The organism is Paenalicyclobacillus ferrooxydans, assembly GCF_001399675.1.
GTDB lineage: Bacteria > Bacillota > Bacilli > Alicyclobacillales > Alicyclobacillaceae > Alicyclobacillus_B > Alicyclobacillus_B ferrooxydans.
Map to the genome: position 1 here is coordinate 20,178 of NZ_LJCO01000079.1, position 16,241 is coordinate 36,418.

Genomic DNA, 16,241 nt, shown 5'->3' on the forward strand with positions numbered 1-16,241 from the left:
ATAAGGAGAGATGTTTTGAAACGGGTTGTACGCGGGTTACCTTATCTGTTTGTCGTATTGATCGTTCTTTTGATCGTGGAATTCCCTCACGGACTGATTCGTCCAAATACATCGTCCTCTCAGCAACCAGTTGCTGCCTTTCATTGGGCACAATACAGCCAGAACATGGCGAACCTGCTGCATGGACTTATCACATGCTCACTTGGAAGGACACTTTCTACGGGCGATCCGATTCCACCGTTAATCTTGAAAACTGCCTGGCAGAGTATTGCCTTGATGAGCCTTGCTATGCTCTTCGTGTTGCTTATCGGGATCAGCAAAGGGATCTATGACGGCCTGCAAAGTTCCAGAAAGAGTACAGGTTTTGTTGTATCGACCAGCATTCAGTGGGTGCTGGAGGCACTGCCGAGTTTTTTCATTATCATCAGCTGCGTTACGCTCAGTTTCTGGATCCAAGCACGGTACCACACACAGATTTACCTGATTGGGGCCACTTCCTTTTGGGCCGGTGTCGTGTTTCCAGCGGTTATCCTAGCACTCGCGCCCATCTTCACCATGTCGCGCTACGTGCGTAACGCGGTAGAAGCACAGTATGGACAACCCTACCTTGTGACGGCTCATGCGAAGGGCTTGAGTCAGTTCAAGGTGATAATCCGGCATTTACTACCCAATTGTCTCGCTACGGTACGGATGGTTCTCGTTCCTGTACTGGCGTCAGTTTTTTCAGGTCTCATTTTGATTGAATATCTCTTGTACCAGCACGGCTTGATGTTCGGCTTGTTTGACGCCATGGGAAACGATGGTGCTGCTCCAAGTTATGGTCGACCGTACCTTCAGCAAGGTATCTTCTATTCGGATTTCAATAACTTTGACAGAAATCTTGTCCTCGGGTACCTGTTTGCTTTGGTAATCGTCTTCTTTCTCTTTTACTTTCTCATCAGAGGCATGTTGCTTTTGTTGGGAGATCGGTCTGTTGCCAACCCATATGGGAGCATCCTTCGAGATTCCGCTGAGGCGAACGGCAGAGATTGGCGTGGTCTCGTCGGGATCAGTATGATCGCGCTTCTAGTTCTTGCTGCGATCCTGGCCAATCATCTTGGCCTGCCGAGTCCCAATAAAATCGATGCCATTCATATCTCTGGAGACCAGATGACGACACCACCATTTCCTCCGTCACCAGGACACTTACTTGGGACGGATGCAGTTGGACGTGACCTCTTGAGCCGTGCGCTGCACTTTACGTTACCGACCTTTTATTACGTTGGAATAACCGCGCTGATTACCGTTGCGGCAGGAGCTGTTCTTGGTACTCTGTCATCCGTGGCAGGATGGCGCTGGGTGCGGCTTGTGGTGAATACATGGAATGGCTGGGTTACGGTTATGCCTGGGCTGTTGGGTGCCTTACTGATCCTGGAGATCCCGACGGTGTACTTTGCAGGGCTGCACATGCTTCCGAACGGAAATTCATTTTATTGGAGTCCCGTCCGATCCGTGATTGTTCTTCTTGTCCTCGGTGTACTCGAGTGTGGTAAGGTTGCTTTCACCGTTCAGCACGTGATGGACGACGCGCTGAGTAAATCGTATATGGAGGCAGCCGTCATTGTCGGGAATTGCAGGTGGAGTGCATTTCGACTGCACCTGCGCAGAACTCTAATGGAGTCCGTGATCGAACAAGTCCTCGTTGAATTTAACCAGATTCTCGTGCTGATTGCGGTGTTAGGTTATTTTCAACTTAACCTTCGTCCTGCGTGGGAAAAGATCGGATGGGGGACATGGATCTTCACTGATACTTCGCATGACCTGGGCGGGCTGTTCTCGCAAAACGCACACGATTTCTTATCTGCACCGTGGGTATTGCTGGCACCTGCGCTGTTTGTGGCATGGAGCGTTTTCAGCTTGAACCTCATCTTGGAGTCAATTCACAGACGATTGAACACCATGCCGAGGAGGTCATACGCTCGGCAACCTCAAGCAATTGGAGATGGCACGAGCATCTCAAGCGCAGGGCCAAGCATAGATTAGTTCTCTCGTTGGCAATTCCAAACCGTCTGCGGATGGATGTTGGAATATCGTTAGCTTTAACGATGGTCTTACCGATGGTCTTACCGATGGTCTTACCGATGGTCTTACCGATGGCTTTATCGGTGAGCTGCTAGCCCTTTGAATTAAGGATGGAGTGGTGTGTACAACGTCCGCTCACGCCTCTCCAACAGTGGGACGATGCTGTCGAGTACAATGCGCTTAAAATACGGAGTTTCAGAGTGCTTTGCGAGCGCCGCCTCATCTTCATATTGTTCGAAGAGCAAGAAAGAATCGGGATCATCCTCAGACCGGTTAACAAGGTAGTGGATGCACCCTTGTTCTTGCTGGACGAGGCTCATCATTTCGCGCAACAAGGATTCAACCTGATCTGCGGTGCCAGCCTTGCATTGATATTTTGCAGTCAGTACAACCAACGTACATTCCTCCGTGTTTGATTTGCTGGTTATGTGTGTTTTGGTTTTGGGCTGCATGTATTGTTTCGGGCCGCGTGTTGGGCTGCATGTTTCGATTTTCGTTTTCCGTGTTGTGCGTGTTTTACACGTATTTGTGATTGGTTTACGGATTACAGTTGTTGTTACCAGTATAAAGTTTGGCGTGCACCATAACAAACTACATGTTAAGCCGGTCGGGGCCTTACGCTGTCGCTTAGCATGGTCGGGCAAAAATTTCACAATGACACCCAAAGATAATGAAGGGTATAGTGAGAGGAGATAACTGATAGACAGGACTGATTTACGATGACCACATCCACAGCAGTCTCCATCATACTGGCGGCGTTCCTCTTATACCGTGTTTTAATGCGTACGCGATTCAGGGGAATACTGACTCGATACATCCGGAAGATCCGCCAATCCAAGATCACCGAACTCAAGCGAAAAAGGGAATTTGCCCAAATTTCAGCCCTGTACCGGAAGCGCGCATTGAGGGCTTCGCGCCCGTACTTGAAGAAAAATTTGCTTGGACTTGCCGCACTGTGGGATCACGATACGCAAACGGCTGTCGGGTTACTCGAACAATCTGCAGCTGGCATCGTGGGAACTCAAAACCAGCGTACGGTGAATAACAACCTTGCCATTGCGTATCTACAGGCAGGAAGGTATCAAGATGCCCTTGAACTGCTCAATGAACAAAGGCGTAACGGGTATGTTCTTATTGTGCCTTACGTATTTGCACTGCTGACGAATCGAAAACGAGATGAAGCCAAGGAGTTCTACGCTGTTCATTCATTGAGCGATCCGATGGAAGCTGAAGGCATACGCGTCCTGCTCAGTTTCGATCCGACTGACCCGACAACCTTGGACAATGTTCGAGAACTGCTAGATAATCAGGTGTTTTGGCTGTATGAAGGTGTAGTTCGCCAATTGATTCAAAATTGGGATCTGGAAAGTTTTTTTGCACGCAATGAGCGGTATGAGATTCTTTTAGCGCAAGGCAAGAAACTGCTTGCCTACCTAGACACGGAGCCGAGACTGTTCTCGAGTCCGCAACTGCGTTGGTTTCGTACAATCGTCTCGAAAATTGTTCCGGAAATTGGGACGTATCGCGGTTGTGCCAGTCTGTTTGGGATCATCTTTGGGATCGAACGCTTTGTTTTAGAATTGCCGATGGAGCCAGAGTGGGTAGCTGAAGCACAATCATTCTGGGCTCGTCTCATCTACACATTCTCTCGAACGGTAGACTTGTCAGCGAATGATCTTCCGATTGAAAGGGCAAGACTCCGGTCACTTCTGCCATCTGACGCAGTGGCGGTGTTGGGAGAACGACATCCGCGATGTGAGCTCTACGTGTCGAAGTTGACTGGGGTGGCGATTCGCGTGGAGCAAATTTACGATGCGCGCGGTATTCACAGCTACGTTGATCTGCTCGCGAAACCACACGCTGAAGCGCTCCAGGAGGTGTTACAACCTCTGGCACGGCTCCTTGGCCCTAGCCCAGGTACCGAGATGGTACTCGAACCGTTCATCTTCAACTTGGTCTGCTATCCAGAAAGAGTCGCTCCAAGTGATGTTCAAGAGATGTTAATGCAGTTGCCAACGCATGAGTCGCGTGTGCTTTCAGATTTGGGTCTCAATGCAGAGCAAGTGCGTGAACTCCACAGTGCGATTCAGTAGGGCTTCCTGAAAAAAGCTCGCCATCTGAATGTGGCGAGCTTCTGTGTTGTTTGCATCGGTATGTTGAGTGTTCGGCTCGGTTTAGCGGGAGACGGCCTGATATGCGTATACACCTCTGCCTGTACGCTGGATTTGTCCATTTGATCGGTCCATGAAGCTTTTAATCTTTGCAGAAGGATTACTGCCCCAATGTACATCTTGGATCAGGTTTGGGAGTTCGGACGTTTTCACTGGACGACCTAATTTTCTCAGGGCTTCGATCACGAGCCGGCCTTCCTCATACACGCGCCCTCGGTGCCGAGAGCCTCGATCTCGATCGGAAGGAACCGACACACTGTACGCACTTTCACGTCGTTCACGCTGTGTCTGTTGGTAAAGGAGTTCGGCCTCCTCGAGGGCCAACTCATCACCTTCATCCAATCCCTCAGCGTCCGTTTCATTGAGCGGATCCGATTCGGTAAGTGTGGCCTCTTCATGGGTAACAATCGTCGCGTCCACAACAAAGCTTGCAACATCTTCAGCAAACTGCTCTTGTGGGACATTATCTGTAGCTTGCTTGATTGCTTCAGGAGAGGTTCCCACACTATCCACGGCCTCGGCAGTTCCGGCAGCCCCACTCATTTCTGCAGTTTCAGCGGCATCAGAGGAGGTTCCCTCACTAACGACTTCAGCAGTTCCGGCAGCTACACTTATTTCTACGATTTCAGCGGATGCCAAAGTTCCTGTAGTCCCACCGACCTCATAGTCCCCGGTATCCGCAAGAGATTCGTGTTGTGCTGCCTGGTTGACTGAAGTGGGAACTGTTTGATTTTCATGTTCCTGAGGGTTGACATTCTGGTTAACGAATTTGGTTGAAAGTTCTTCTAACATATGTTCCATGTATGTTGTCATCACAGTCTCAATCTGTCCACTGATGACAGTCTCGAAGTTTGAAGTGCGCTCTTCTATCTCGTGTTGAAAGTTTAAGACCATGTCTCTCATCTTGCGTTCAATCGCTCGTTCGACAATATCAGGCAATGATTTGGCGATAGCCGCTTCTACAGCCGACGAAAAGATCAGAGAGAAGGTTTGCAGCCCTTCTTGTGTAAACGTGGCTGCCACGTCTTGCTGTCTCATATTTGGCCGCGGGGAAGACTGTCGTTGCCGATGGTCCGGGCGATGGTCGTTTGAACGTGTATAGTTTCTCGAAACGGGAGGTTGTTGTACATTGTCTTGAGGATCTACATCGGTAAACGGAGGTTGATTGCTCCGAAAGGGTTGGCCCTGGGTCCATGTCATGATATCCGCTCCTAACGTCGGTCGTTTCATCTCACAGTTTGGTGTTCAGTATATAGATTTGCCAAAGCAAAGACTATCGAAACTTGACAGTCAAATGGCGTGTTCGCAATCAGATTCTTGGTTCTTGTGTCGGCAAATGACGAAAGTGCGCGACTGCATGACTGCACGACTCGAATCGGATTGCAGAATCGGATTGCATCAGATGCATTCTATGTGTGTGGGCTGAATCGTGTTCTTGGTGTGGGATCTCGTCAGATCGGGAATCTCCGTGTGTTCGTATGGCCGAGTGTATTGCGGCGGGCCGCCCCGCTTGTAGAGGAATGCTGATTTAGAAGGGAAAGTGTTTACTTCAACAGCCTGTTTAAGATAACATTACACGATTTTCAGGATTTCGCAAGGTGGTCCACAAGTCTGCTATACTTTGGATGTTATTGAAGTTTTCGGTTCGTGTTGACAGCCAGATTTGCAGAGAGGAGAACCTTCGTTGAAGTACCTGATACGTCTTCTGCAGTGGATCTTTGTTGCCTTTGTCCTGGTACTCATCGTTGAGTTTCCGCATGGTGTTGTCCAACCTCAGATGGCGGATATTGTACAGCCGATACACGCCTTCAGTTGGACGGAATATTTCCACAATCTAGGGAACTTGGGGCATGGCATCTTAACGCTGTCACTCGGTAAAACGCTGGATAACGGTTACGCAATTGCACCGATTGTCGTTCAGACATCTTGGAAGAGTATCGAGCTGATTGCGATTGCACTGATATTTGTTATCTTCGGCGGCGTCGCGAAGGGGATTTATGACGGATTACACGGTCATTCTGGCCGTAAAGGTGCCGTTGCGTCGTCACTGCTGCAATGGTTCGCTGAGTCCGTACCCGATTTCTTCGTCATCGTGACGCTCGAAACCATTTATTTTGCCATTGAGATCCACTACCAGATTCAGTTCTCGTTCATTGGCAGCGGCATGTTTGTTCCGGGTACGTTGATTCCAGCGATGACGTTGGCACTGGTACCAACCATGTACATGGCGAGAGCCGTTCGAACGAATGTGGAGGATCAGTATGGGCAGATGTATCTCGTTACCGCTCAAGCAAAAGGCTTACGCTTTTGGCAAGTGCTGATGCGTCATTTGATTCCAAACTGCCTTCCTGCGGTTCGGATGGCTGTATTACCGGTACTCGCTATGATTTTTTCAGGCCTCATCATGGTTGAATACCTATATTATCAACACGGGCTGTTGTTCGGATTGTTCTCTGCGATGGGTAACACAGGCGAAATGCCTCAGTACAGTCAACCCTTTTTCCACCACGGCGTAATCTCCGCGCAGTTCAACACATATGATGCGAATCTCGTCCTTGGTTACCTGGTTGCAAGCTTTGTGGTGTTCATGGCGTATTACCTCCTGATGTATTTCATTTTGCGGGTGTTCGGTTACAAGCGTGTGCACAACCCCTACGCGAGTACGCTGCGGGACGATAGCATCGGATCGCGAGCAGCCAGTCTTTGGGTGGGGGTCGGCATGCTTGCCGTATTGCTGTTGTCGGCGGCATTTCGAAACCACTTGCCTATTCCCAGTCCGAACGCCATGGACTCGCTGCACATTTCACAAGGCGGTGACGTGATGTCCGCGCCTGCGTTTCCGCCGTCATTTCGTCACCTGCTTGGCACAGACGAATTTGGCCGTGACATGCTGAGCCGGGCACTCAGCGATACATTGCCGACGTTTTTATACGTGGGTGGCTTAACGGTGGCCGTGCTTGCTGTCTCGACGGGGCTTGCAGTCCTGTCTTCTGTCGCCAAATGGAGGTTTGTGCGGGCGTTCATCAACGGTTGGAATGCTTGCTTCAGTCTGATTCCGGGTGTCGTCGGTGCTCTCTTGATCTTGGAAATCCCGAGTGTGTATTGGCTTGGCGTGCACATGGAGCCTGATGGTGGATCGTACTGGAGCTACGCACGAATGCTTGTGATTTTGTTTGTTGTCGGATTGATTGAGTGTGGCAAAGTGGCCTACACCATACAGTATGTGCTCGATGACGCGCAGGAGAAATCGTATATCGAAGCAGCCGTTATCTCTGGGAATACGGGGTGGACCCAGTTCTTGCTGCACCTTTGGAGACCGTTGATTGAGTCCGTATCGGAGCAGTTTTTCGTGGGGTTTAACCGGATCATCATCTTGATCGCGGTGATAGGATACTTTCAAATTACGCTTCGTCCCGCATGGATACCGGTTCAGGGAGGGTTCAGTCTCATTAATCTTTCCAATGACTGGGGAGGGCTGTTCTCTGAAACGGCTCGGCAGTACTTTTCGTCCCCGTGGGTTCTGATGGCCCCGGCACTGCTCGTAGCGTGGACTGTGTTCTCTATGAATCTGATTCTCCAAGCCGTCCGACTGAAGCTGCGCTCGGTTCCGAATCGTCGCCGGAAAGATGTATCCTCCCTGGCTTTCAGGTGGTTGGCCAGACCACGGAGAAACATCATGGCCCCGTCCGTTCCGGGCAGCAGTGGTCACAGGCATTAGTGATGAGAGGTGCATTGTTGTGAGTGAATATGGACTTGAAGCGGAACTGAAAGTGTATTCAACTGCCCTGCAAGGGCAGTCTGAGTGGCCATGGCCGCTGCTTCCGGAAGACTGGAGAGAGGCGGCCCGAAAGGTGTTGAAACCCGGTCCTTTTGGGTACGTAGACGGTGGTGCGGGACTGGAAGACACCATGCAGGCGAATCGAGCCGCCTTTGCGAAATACGCCATTCGCTCGAGAATGCTTCGGAATGTATCAGACAGGGACCTGTCCATTTCACTTTTCGACCGCCCACTGCCTGTACCAGTTTTGCTTGCTCCAATCGGTGTACAGTCGATTATTCATCCGGATGCGGAGTTGGCGTCTGCAAAGGCAAGCGCAAAGCATGGCATTCCTTTCATTCTGAGTACGGTATCCTCTGTGCCGATGGAGCAGGTCGCCGATGCGATGGGTGATGCGACGCGGTGGTTCCAACTCTATCCGGGGAAGGACAAGCGGATCGTACGGAGTTTTATGGAGAGAGCCAAGCAAAGCGGGTACGCTGCGATTGTGGTCACACTCGACACGACAATGCTCGGTTGGCGTCCAATCGACCTGAAGAATGTGTATCTCCCGTTTCTGCAAGGTGAAGGCATTGCTAATTTTGTGAGCGATCCGATTTTTCAATCGCGGCTGCAACAGTCCCCAGCGCAGAATCCGGCTGCCGCGATCGAGGAGTTTCTCAAGGTCTATGTGAATCCCTCCTTTGCCTGGGATGACCTTGCAGAACTTCGGATGTGGACAGACCTGCCGCTTCTGGTCAAAGGAATCACGCATCCACACGACGCAAAGCGTGCCAAAGAGATGGGAATTGACGGTGTCATCGTATCTAACCATGGAGGACGCCAGGTGGATGGGGGAATTGCGTCACTCGACGCGCTAACTGAGGTCCGGGAAGCGGTCGGTGATGACTATCTCGTGCTGTTTGACAGCGGCATTCGCTGTGCAGCAGATGTCTATAAGGCAATTGCACTGGGAGCGCAAGCGGTTCTGCTTGGCCGGCCGTACGCCTATGCGCTTGCTGTAGGCGGACAGATGGGTGTGGAAGAGATGCTTGGCCAGTGGAAGGGTGAACTCGATCTCCAACTTGCCCTGTCTGGCTATTCGCGTGTGCGGGACATTCACGGAGACTACGTAACCCAGAGAAACGGATAGGCCAAGTGGTCTTTGGCGTCACATCTGAGTCGTAATCCCCGTCTCATGGGATATAACCCACTATGGCATTACTTTGCGGCAGTTGAAGCGGCAGTTGAAGCGCGTTCATGGAGTAATTGTCCAGGTGAGCCCGGTTGATGCAAAGAGTTTGGGGGTAAGAGGTTATGAGACGAACAGTTGTGGCATTGAGTGCTGTAGCTCTGTTCTCATCTGTCCTGGTGGGATGCAGTACTCCAGGTCACCAGGGGACAACAACTTCGCCGTCGACAAATGGCAGAGCAAATCAGGCTGCGGGGAAGACTAACGAGCAGGGGACGAACGCCGCCGGTTCTGCCAACGCTGCCGGGACAGGGACAAACAATACCGGACAAGGGCAGAATGGTTCCGCGTCATCCGCCAATACATCCCCGTCAAACACGGCTGCGTCAAACACTGCAGGAACGAACTCAAATCCCGGCCAGAACAACACAGGCTCATCACCGACGTCCTCGGTGCAGGCGTCAGCGGAAGTACTGGTGAAACAGTCCATGCATTTGGCGACGTTAGGTGCAGATCCGAATATTCCGTTTTCTCTTCAGGAAAACATGAGTGTGGTCGAGAGTGCCTGGGGGAAACCCGACAGTGAGAACGGCGCTGGTGCAGGAATCTATGCGTCCTACAACAGTCATCAGACTGCGCTCGGATTCAACAAGGGAGGCCAACTGATTGACCTCCGGTCATATGGTTCAAACATCCAATCCATCACGCTGGCCGATATTAAAGCCGTCCTCGGTACACCAGGGGAAGTCAGAGAGTCCTCCGACTCCATCATCTACATGTATCCTGCAGGTCCGGATTATCAGCTGTTGTGGGTGTTTCCAAAAACGTCATCTGGTGGGGCTGGTCCGACGGTAAATCACATTTCTGTTTTTTTGCCAGCAGGAACGATTGACCTGATGGCGCAGAATCAGCCTGCACCATCTGTCGTTGTCGACAATGCACCAGGCACGGTTGGCAGCCTCTTTACATTTTCAATTATGCATGCTCCGACGGGGTATCGGTTGGTTGAGTTGGAGTGGTTGCCAGCGGGGAAGCCTCCTGTTGTCAACACGTTCAACCAGGCATTGCAAAATGGTAAGCTGGCGAACCTTAACCCCGGGTTCAGCATCAGCGGTGATGGCCAGACTCTAAGTTTCCTGTACCCCAGTTCGATGCACAGTGAAAGCGGACATGTACAGGTCATTTTCCAAGCAGTGTCCGGTTCAGCCTTGATAGGGACCAGTCCGATCATCACCCTAAAGTAAGTGTCAGGTTTCGGAGGTACAAAAATCCGTACACAGCAATGCCACCCTCTTGAGGATGTCGAGTGACTGCCCGACATCCTCAACTTCAAGGCTGTGGTCAGCTCCCGGAATGACATGGATTGCTGCATTTGCCGACGGACGAATTTCGTTGACATCAGAGGCGGTAAATGCAGGGTCACGATCTCCGACAATCACAAGCGAACGCTCAGCACTTTGGATGGCTGGAATAACGGGCCTCAGCGGGGTCAGAAAGACCTGGTTGCGAACGCTGAAGTGGACTTTTGACAGGACCTTGGCCAGCACAACGGTACCGATGCTTTTGCCGATAAAGGTGACGCTTTGGTACTGACGAGAAACGTGGGTGGCGAGCGCGTCTACAACTTCACTCACAAGCGTGTCGAGGTCTTCCATCACTAGGTCTGCGCGGTTCGCCTGGTATCCGTATTCCACACCAAGCACATCGCAGCCGGCTGCATAGGCAGCCTTTTTGGCGTACCACAGGAGGGGCGCATCAAGGGGATAGTTTCTACCGGGAAACAACACGGCAAGTTTGCTAGAATCAGAAGAATGGGTTACATAGGGATAAGAAGCATGCTGTGTGCCCCATTTTGTTGGGACCTTCAAGATAGGCATTTTGTCACCTCCGGGAATAGGCAGCACTGAATGAGACGTGAAACTTGAACTGAACAGGGACATGAATCGCACCAAGATTGCACCAACAGGAAACGGTCTTTGTGCTGACTGTATCATACCCGTCAGTGAAAATGTCCATTGGTGTCAAGATCTGTCATCGTAATTTCTATTCACTTTTCGTATATTTGCTAGTAGACAAAATCAGGAGGGTGATGTTATGCCCACAACACGTATTTGTAAGATATTCACATTTGATGCTGCGCATCAATTGATTGGACACAGTGGCAAGTGTGCGAACTTACACGGCCATACGTATACATTGGAAGTCGTCGTTAGTGGGGAACCGATTGGGGAGGAAAATCCTTCGGATGAGGGGTTTGTGATGGATTTCGCAAAACTCAAGGCGGTGGTTAAGACTGAGGTGACCGACATCCTCGATCACGCCTTTATCTCCCGCGGCAACGAACCTGCCCTCGAGGTGCTGCGTGCGTCGGGTTCTAAAGTGGCCGTCCTGGGGTTCCGTACCACGGCGGAGAATCTGGCACGTTACATCGTTTATCGATTAAAGACGGCCGGCCTGCCCGTTGAGTCTGTAAAGCTGTGGGAGACACAGACGGCATGGGCACAGGTGTACGCTGCCGAGGTTCCGGACGATGGACCTTTCTACCAAGAGGTTGGAGGGTGCGATAGTGAGTAAGATTCCCGTTTTGGAGACATTTGGTCCGACCATCCAGGGTGAAGGAATGGTCGTTGGCCGCAAGACCATGTTTGTACGTACCGCTGGCTGTGACTATCAGTGTGTTTGGTGTGATTCAGCGTACACTTGGAATGGATCGGAAAAGCATCGTACGAGGATGCTTTCTCCAGAAGAAGTGATGGACGAGCTGGTTGCACTTGGCGGGAACCGCTTTAATCATGTGACGATTACGGGCGGCAATCCGGCACTCATTGGCGATCCGATGCGCCGCTTTATCAATCTCTGCCATCAGCAAGGGCACAAGGTGGGGCTTGAGACCCAAGGGAGTCGGATGCAGGACTGGTTTTTTGACATCGACGATCTGACGCTCAGCCCTAAGCCCCCAAGCTCGAAGATGGAGACGAACTGGGATACGCTTGATCGGATCGTACATGAGCTTACTGGGCACAGCGTCAACTTCAGTCTGAAGATTGTCGTGTTTGATAACGAAGACGTCGAATACGCAAAGAGTGTCTTTGCGCGCTATCCGGATGTGGCGCAAAAATACGTCCAACCGGGTAATGCGCACACAGATGCATCCGGAAACATCTCTGCCTACCTGCTCGAGCGGCTGGAGTGGCTCTTTGGTGTCGTCATTTCTGACGCGGCATTCAACTCTGTCCGTGTTCTGCCCCAACTGCATGCGATGGTTTGGAGCAACGAGCGAGAGCGTTAATCCAACAATCAGACGATGCTGCTGCTGCAGCTTTGGGGCGAAGCAGCTGGACCTTTGTGCTGCTGGAGCTTTGTTATGACCGACGCGATGCCGCTGCGGCAGCTTCGGAAACATAGCACGTCCCACTGCCGCAGCCCATCATAAGACAATCTCCCGGCGACATAGATATGTGGAGTCAGTCACTGACGAAGCAACGACGTTCGGGAGGCATATCTGATGTCTGACATGGGTGCGGTTGGGCAAAACATCCCACGCAAGGACGCGGATGCAAAGGTCACAGGACTGGCAAAGTACACGGATGACTTATCTGATCCAGGCGGCTTACACGCGGTACTGGTGACTAGCACGGAGGGACATGCGAGAATCCTCTCAGTGGACACGCATGATGCTTCCCGTGCACCCGGTGTGCGAGCCGTTCTGACAGGCCGAGATATGCCCGTGATGACTGGCGATCCAATCAAGGATCGCCCCATTCTCGCGATCGACACGGTTCGGTATGCGGGAGAGCCTGTAGCGATCGTGATTGCTGACGAGCTCTATCAGGCCCAGGCAGGTGCTGCACTGGTTCGCATTGCATACCAGCCGTTGCCGGTTTTGCAGTCCCCTCGACAGGCCTTTGCGGCTGACGCTCCCCTAATTCACCCCAATCTTCGTGATTACCATTGGACTGAAGAAGCGAATCCCGTCCCGGGAACCAATATTGCAACCAAGATCCACATCCGCAAAGGAAACGCGCACGAGGCCTTCAGACGTTGTGACGTTGTGGTCGAATGTCAAATCTCATTTCCACAATCCCATCATGCCCCGATGGAGACACACTGTGCGAAAGCAAAAATGACGGTGGATGGGCACGTCGAAATCACAACGTCGACCCAGTCCCCATATTCAAACCCCCGTGTTATCTCAGAAACGTTTGGGATTCGGGAATCAAATGTACGGGTGGAAACACCGTTTGTCGGCGGCGGATTTGGGGGTAAGTCGAGTACTTACATCGAACCGATTGTGGTGGCAGCAGCAGAGGCGGCGAACGGCAAGACGGTACAACTGCGGTGTACGCGAGAGCAAGACATGATGACAGTGCCTTGTCATATCGGACTCGAGGCTGTCGTCAGGCTTGGGGCGACACTGGATGGACGCCTGGTTGCAGCGGAAATAAGCTACTGGTTTGACGGCGGTGGATACTCGGACAGAGGTGTCATTGTGGCGCGGGCGGCTGCGCAGGACTGTACAGGGCCATATCGGATCGACCACGTGGAGTGTCATGCGTACTGTATGTACACGAACCATCCACCGACGACATCGTTTAGGGGATTCGGGCACCCGGAGCAGACGCTTGTCATGGAGCGAGCGATGGATGAGTTGGCAAAAAAGTTATCGGTCGATCCGCTCGAGTTACGCCGCATAAATGCTATCTTACCTGGTGATACGACTCCTACGCAGGCTAGGTTGACGAGAAGCTCAATTGGCGATGTGCGCGGCTGTCTGAACCGGCTGCAGCAGTTACTGGACTGGCAAGGCCCAAACGCGATCCGCGATGGACGGGTCGTGCGGGCACGAGGCATAGCCTGTGTGTGGAAGACGTCGAGCACGCCACCGAACGCGAGCTCTGGGGCGATTGTCTATGTCAAACGAGATGGAGGGGTCACGGTCGTCTCGGGAATTGTGGAAATCGGACAGGGTACGAAGACGGCGCTCACGCAGATTGTGGCGGACGTGTTTCGGATACATCCAGACCGCGTCGATGTGGTGTTCGACGTGAATACCGACGAGCAACCTGAGCATTGGAAGACGGTGGCTAGCCGAGGAAGTCTGCTCGCCGGAAACGCTGCCTTACGAGCGGCAACAGACGCAGTTCATCAACTCACAGAGACGGCAGCGCTCGCGTTTGGATGCAACCCGCAGGATGTTCGGATAGAGGACGGTTTTGCTTACTGTCCTTATGCCGAAAATCCGATCCCGATTGGAGACCTGTCACACGGGTATGTCTTTCCCGACGGGCACACAGCAGGGAGTCTCGTTGTCGGTCGCGGCAGCTATACCATCGAAGGTGTCACCCCCATCGATTTCGAGACAGGTCACGGGGTTCCTGGACCCGAGTGGACCGTGGCAGCACAGGGGGTGGAGGTTGAGTATCGTTCTGATGACTACACATATCGCGTGATTCGGGCTGTGACAGTGGTGGACGCAGGCGGAGTCCTTCATCCGGAGTTGGCTCTGGGTCAGGTTAAGGGTGCCATGAGTATGGGCATTGGCCTCGCCACACGTGAAGGGTATGTCTACGACCGTCGGGGAGCAGTGACGAATCCACAACTGCGCGTCTACCCTATGCTGCGCTACGGTGAACAACCAAGATATGATGTCGAGTTTCTTACCACGCCGCACAAAGACGCACCTTACGGCATCCGCGGACTCGGGGAACACGGTCTGATTGGAATGCCTGCGGCACTTGCGAACGCACTCTCGAACGCTATCGGAATTGAAGTGAATCAGATGCCAATGACACCCGAACTGTTGTGGCGCCTGAGTCAACATGAGGATGACCCGAAGCGCAAGCGAGGTGGCGTAGCCAGGCCGCGTGGATAGCTAGGGCTGCGTGGATAGCTAGGGTTGCGAGGATAGCCAGGGCTGCGAGGATAGCCAGGGCTGCGAGGATAGCCAGGGCTGCGAGGATAGCCAGGGCTGCGAGGATAGCCAGGGCTGCGAGGATAGCCAGGGCTGCGAGGATAGCCAGGGCTGCGAGGATAGCCAGGGCTGCGAGGATAGCCAGGGCTGCGAGGATAGCCAGGGCTGCGAGGATAGCTGGGGCTGCGTGACGGTCTCGGGGGGGGGGGGAACCAGATCGGTGGTCAGGCGTGGTGGATAGGCTGTTGAGGCATAACGGCCAATCGGCTGGTGGGTGAGCACGGGAGGGGGGACACTTCATGATCCCACTTGATTTTGAATACCTTCTTGCGTCGTCTCTCAAGGACGCCGTGGGACGATTTGTCACGGCTGCAAATGCACGGATGTCTCCACTTTATTACGGCGGCGGGACTGAAATCATTACGCTGTCAAGACTCAATCAAGTGTACACAGATGCCGTCATCGATCTGAAGCCGATACCGGAGACTCAGGCCCTGTACGAGACGCACGGCCTTCTCGTCTTGGGCGCATGCCTGCCGCTCACCAAAATCAGTGAGGACACGGGCTTGACGCAAGCGTTTCCGCTTCTTCAGCGGACGGTGACAGAAATAGCGGATCGAACAGCTCGCAACAAGATTACCCTCGGCGGTAACATTTGCGGTCAGATTTTCTATCGTGAGGCTGTCTTACCGCTCCTGATTTGTGAAAGCCGACTGCGGATTGCGGGACCGTCAGGGCTTCGCGAAGCCAGCGCGATGCAAGTGTTTCGAAAACGCCTGCGGCTCAGCCGCGGTGAATTTCTGGCGCAGGTGGTAACGTCAGCGGCTGTCCGGAAAGCCCCGTTTATACATATCAAGCGGCGAAAGATGGGGAATGTCGGATACCCCATTATTACCCTGGCAGCAATTTCGGTGGATGGCCAAATTCGGGTTGGTGTGAGCGGCTTGTATCCCTATCCATTTCGTTCAGAGCAGATGGAAGCTGAACTCAACCGAACAGACCTGGCGCAAGAGCAGCGGATCGAGCGCGTGTTACGGATGTTATCTATGGAGGCCATACTGGATGACTTTGAAGCCTCACGTGAGTACCGCCTGTTTGTGTTTCGACAGTCACTGCTTGAGGTGCTTCAGCAACTGAAGGGGTGATGTG

General features: G+C 52.5%; 12 protein-coding genes. 9 read left to right on the top strand and 3 right to left on the bottom strand.

Features of this window, described 5'->3' with window-relative positions; genetic code table 11:
• Positions 1–15 precede the first annotated feature (15 nt).
• Positions 16–2,022: an ABC transporter permease subunit gene (locus AN477_RS18060; RefSeq protein ID WP_054970577.1), complete on the top strand. Its 2,007-nt coding sequence runs from the start codon at positions 16–18 to the stop codon at positions 2,020–2,022.
• 143 nt (positions 2,023–2,165) lie between these two features.
• Here AN477_RS18060 and AN477_RS18065 read toward each other — a convergent pair whose 3' ends face one another.
• The gene (locus AN477_RS18065; RefSeq protein WP_054970578.1) at positions 2,166–2,456 is read right to left on the bottom strand and encodes a putative quinol monooxygenase; all 291 of its coding nucleotides are present in this window, start codon (positions 2,454–2,456) and stop codon (positions 2,166–2,168) included.
• Positions 2,457–2,780: 324 nt separating this feature from the next.
• Between AN477_RS18065 and AN477_RS18070 the strand changes: the two genes are divergently transcribed.
• On the top strand, positions 2,781–4,154 hold the full coding sequence (locus AN477_RS18070) for a tetratricopeptide repeat protein (RefSeq protein WP_054970579.1): 1,374 nt from the start codon (positions 2,781–2,783) through the stop codon (positions 4,152–4,154).
• Between the two features lie 81 nt (positions 4,155–4,235).
• Here the strand turns inward: AN477_RS18070 and AN477_RS18075 are convergent, their stop codons facing one another.
• On the bottom strand, positions 4,236–5,432 hold the full coding sequence (locus AN477_RS18075) for a hypothetical protein (RefSeq protein WP_054970580.1): 1,197 nt from the start codon (positions 5,430–5,432) through the stop codon (positions 4,236–4,238).
• Positions 5,433–5,916: 484 nt separating this feature from the next.
• Between AN477_RS18075 and AN477_RS18080 the strand changes: the two genes are divergently transcribed.
• The 3 genes from AN477_RS18080 (at position 5,917) to AN477_RS18090 (ending at position 10,425) form a co-directional block, all read left to right on the top strand.
• Positions 5,917–7,950, top strand: coding sequence for an ABC transporter permease subunit (locus tag AN477_RS18080; protein WP_054970581.1), 2,034 nt, complete (start codon positions 5,917–5,919; stop codon positions 7,948–7,950).
• A 19-nt stretch (positions 7,951–7,969) separates the two neighbouring features.
• Positions 7,970–9,142, top strand: coding sequence for an alpha-hydroxy-acid oxidizing protein (locus tag AN477_RS18085; protein WP_054970582.1), 1,173 nt, complete (start codon positions 7,970–7,972; stop codon positions 9,140–9,142).
• A gap of 164 nt (positions 9,143–9,306) precedes the next feature.
• Positions 9,307–10,425: a YjgB family protein gene (locus AN477_RS18090; RefSeq protein WP_054970583.1), complete on the top strand. Its 1,119-nt coding sequence runs from the start codon at positions 9,307–9,309 to the stop codon at positions 10,423–10,425.
• A gap of 3 nt (positions 10,426–10,428) precedes the next feature.
• Here AN477_RS18090 and AN477_RS18095 read toward each other — a convergent pair whose 3' ends face one another.
• The gene (locus AN477_RS18095; RefSeq protein ID WP_054970584.1) at positions 10,429–11,058 is read right to left on the bottom strand and encodes an alpha/beta hydrolase family protein; all 630 of its coding nucleotides are present in this window, start codon (positions 11,056–11,058) and stop codon (positions 10,429–10,431) included.
• Positions 11,059–11,275: 217 nt separating this feature from the next.
• On the opposite strand from AN477_RS18095, the gene queD reads away from it, so the two are divergent.
• From queD to AN477_RS18115, 4 genes are all read left to right on the top strand, one after another.
• Positions 11,276–11,755 carry a 6-carboxytetrahydropterin synthase QueD gene (queD, locus tag AN477_RS18100; RefSeq protein ID WP_054970585.1) on the top strand — a complete coding sequence of 160 codons (480 nt, stop codon included), beginning with the start codon at positions 11,276–11,278 and terminating at the stop codon, positions 11,753–11,755.
• Positions 11,748–12,470, top strand: coding sequence for a 7-carboxy-7-deazaguanine synthase QueE (gene queE, locus AN477_RS18105; protein WP_054970586.1), 723 nt, complete (start codon positions 11,748–11,750; stop codon positions 12,468–12,470). The genes queD and queE overlap by 8 nt, the downstream gene beginning before the upstream one ends.
• Before the next feature lie 216 nt (positions 12,471–12,686).
• Complete coding sequence (locus tag AN477_RS18110) at positions 12,687–15,053, top strand: xanthine dehydrogenase family protein molybdopterin-binding subunit (protein WP_245631886.1); 2,367 nt, start codon at positions 12,687–12,689, stop codon at positions 15,051–15,053.
• A gap of 338 nt (positions 15,054–15,391) precedes the next feature.
• Positions 15,392–16,237 (top strand): FAD binding domain-containing protein, encoded by an 846-nt coding sequence (locus AN477_RS18115; protein WP_054970587.1) that lies wholly within the window; start codon positions 15,392–15,394, stop codon positions 16,235–16,237.
• Positions 16,238–16,241: the final 4 nt, after the last annotated feature.

Excerpts from the sequence above, each read along its gene's own strand:
- AN477_RS18090 (WP_054970583.1), top strand. The coding sequence starts at position 9,307 with ATGAGACGAACAGTTGTGGCATTGAGTGCTGTAGCTCTGTTCTCATCT.
- AN477_RS18110 (WP_245631886.1), top strand. The coding sequence starts at position 12,687 with ATGTCTGACATGGGTGCGGTTGGGCAAAACATCCCACGCAAGGACGCG.
- queD (WP_054970585.1), top strand. The coding sequence starts at position 11,276 with ATGCCCACAACACGTATTTGTAAGATATTCACATTTGATGCTGCGCAT.
- AN477_RS18070 (WP_054970579.1), top strand. The coding sequence starts at position 2,781 with ATGACCACATCCACAGCAGTCTCCATCATACTGGCGGCGTTCCTCTTA.
- AN477_RS18075 (WP_054970580.1), bottom strand. The coding sequence starts at position 5,432 with ATGACATGGACCCAGGGCCAACCCTTTCGGAGCAATCAACCTCCGTTT.
- AN477_RS18115 (WP_054970587.1), top strand. The coding sequence starts at position 15,392 with ATGATCCCACTTGATTTTGAATACCTTCTTGCGTCGTCTCTCAAGGAC.
- AN477_RS18095 (WP_054970584.1), bottom strand. The coding sequence starts at position 11,058 with ATGCCTATCTTGAAGGTCCCAACAAAATGGGGCACACAGCATGCTTCT.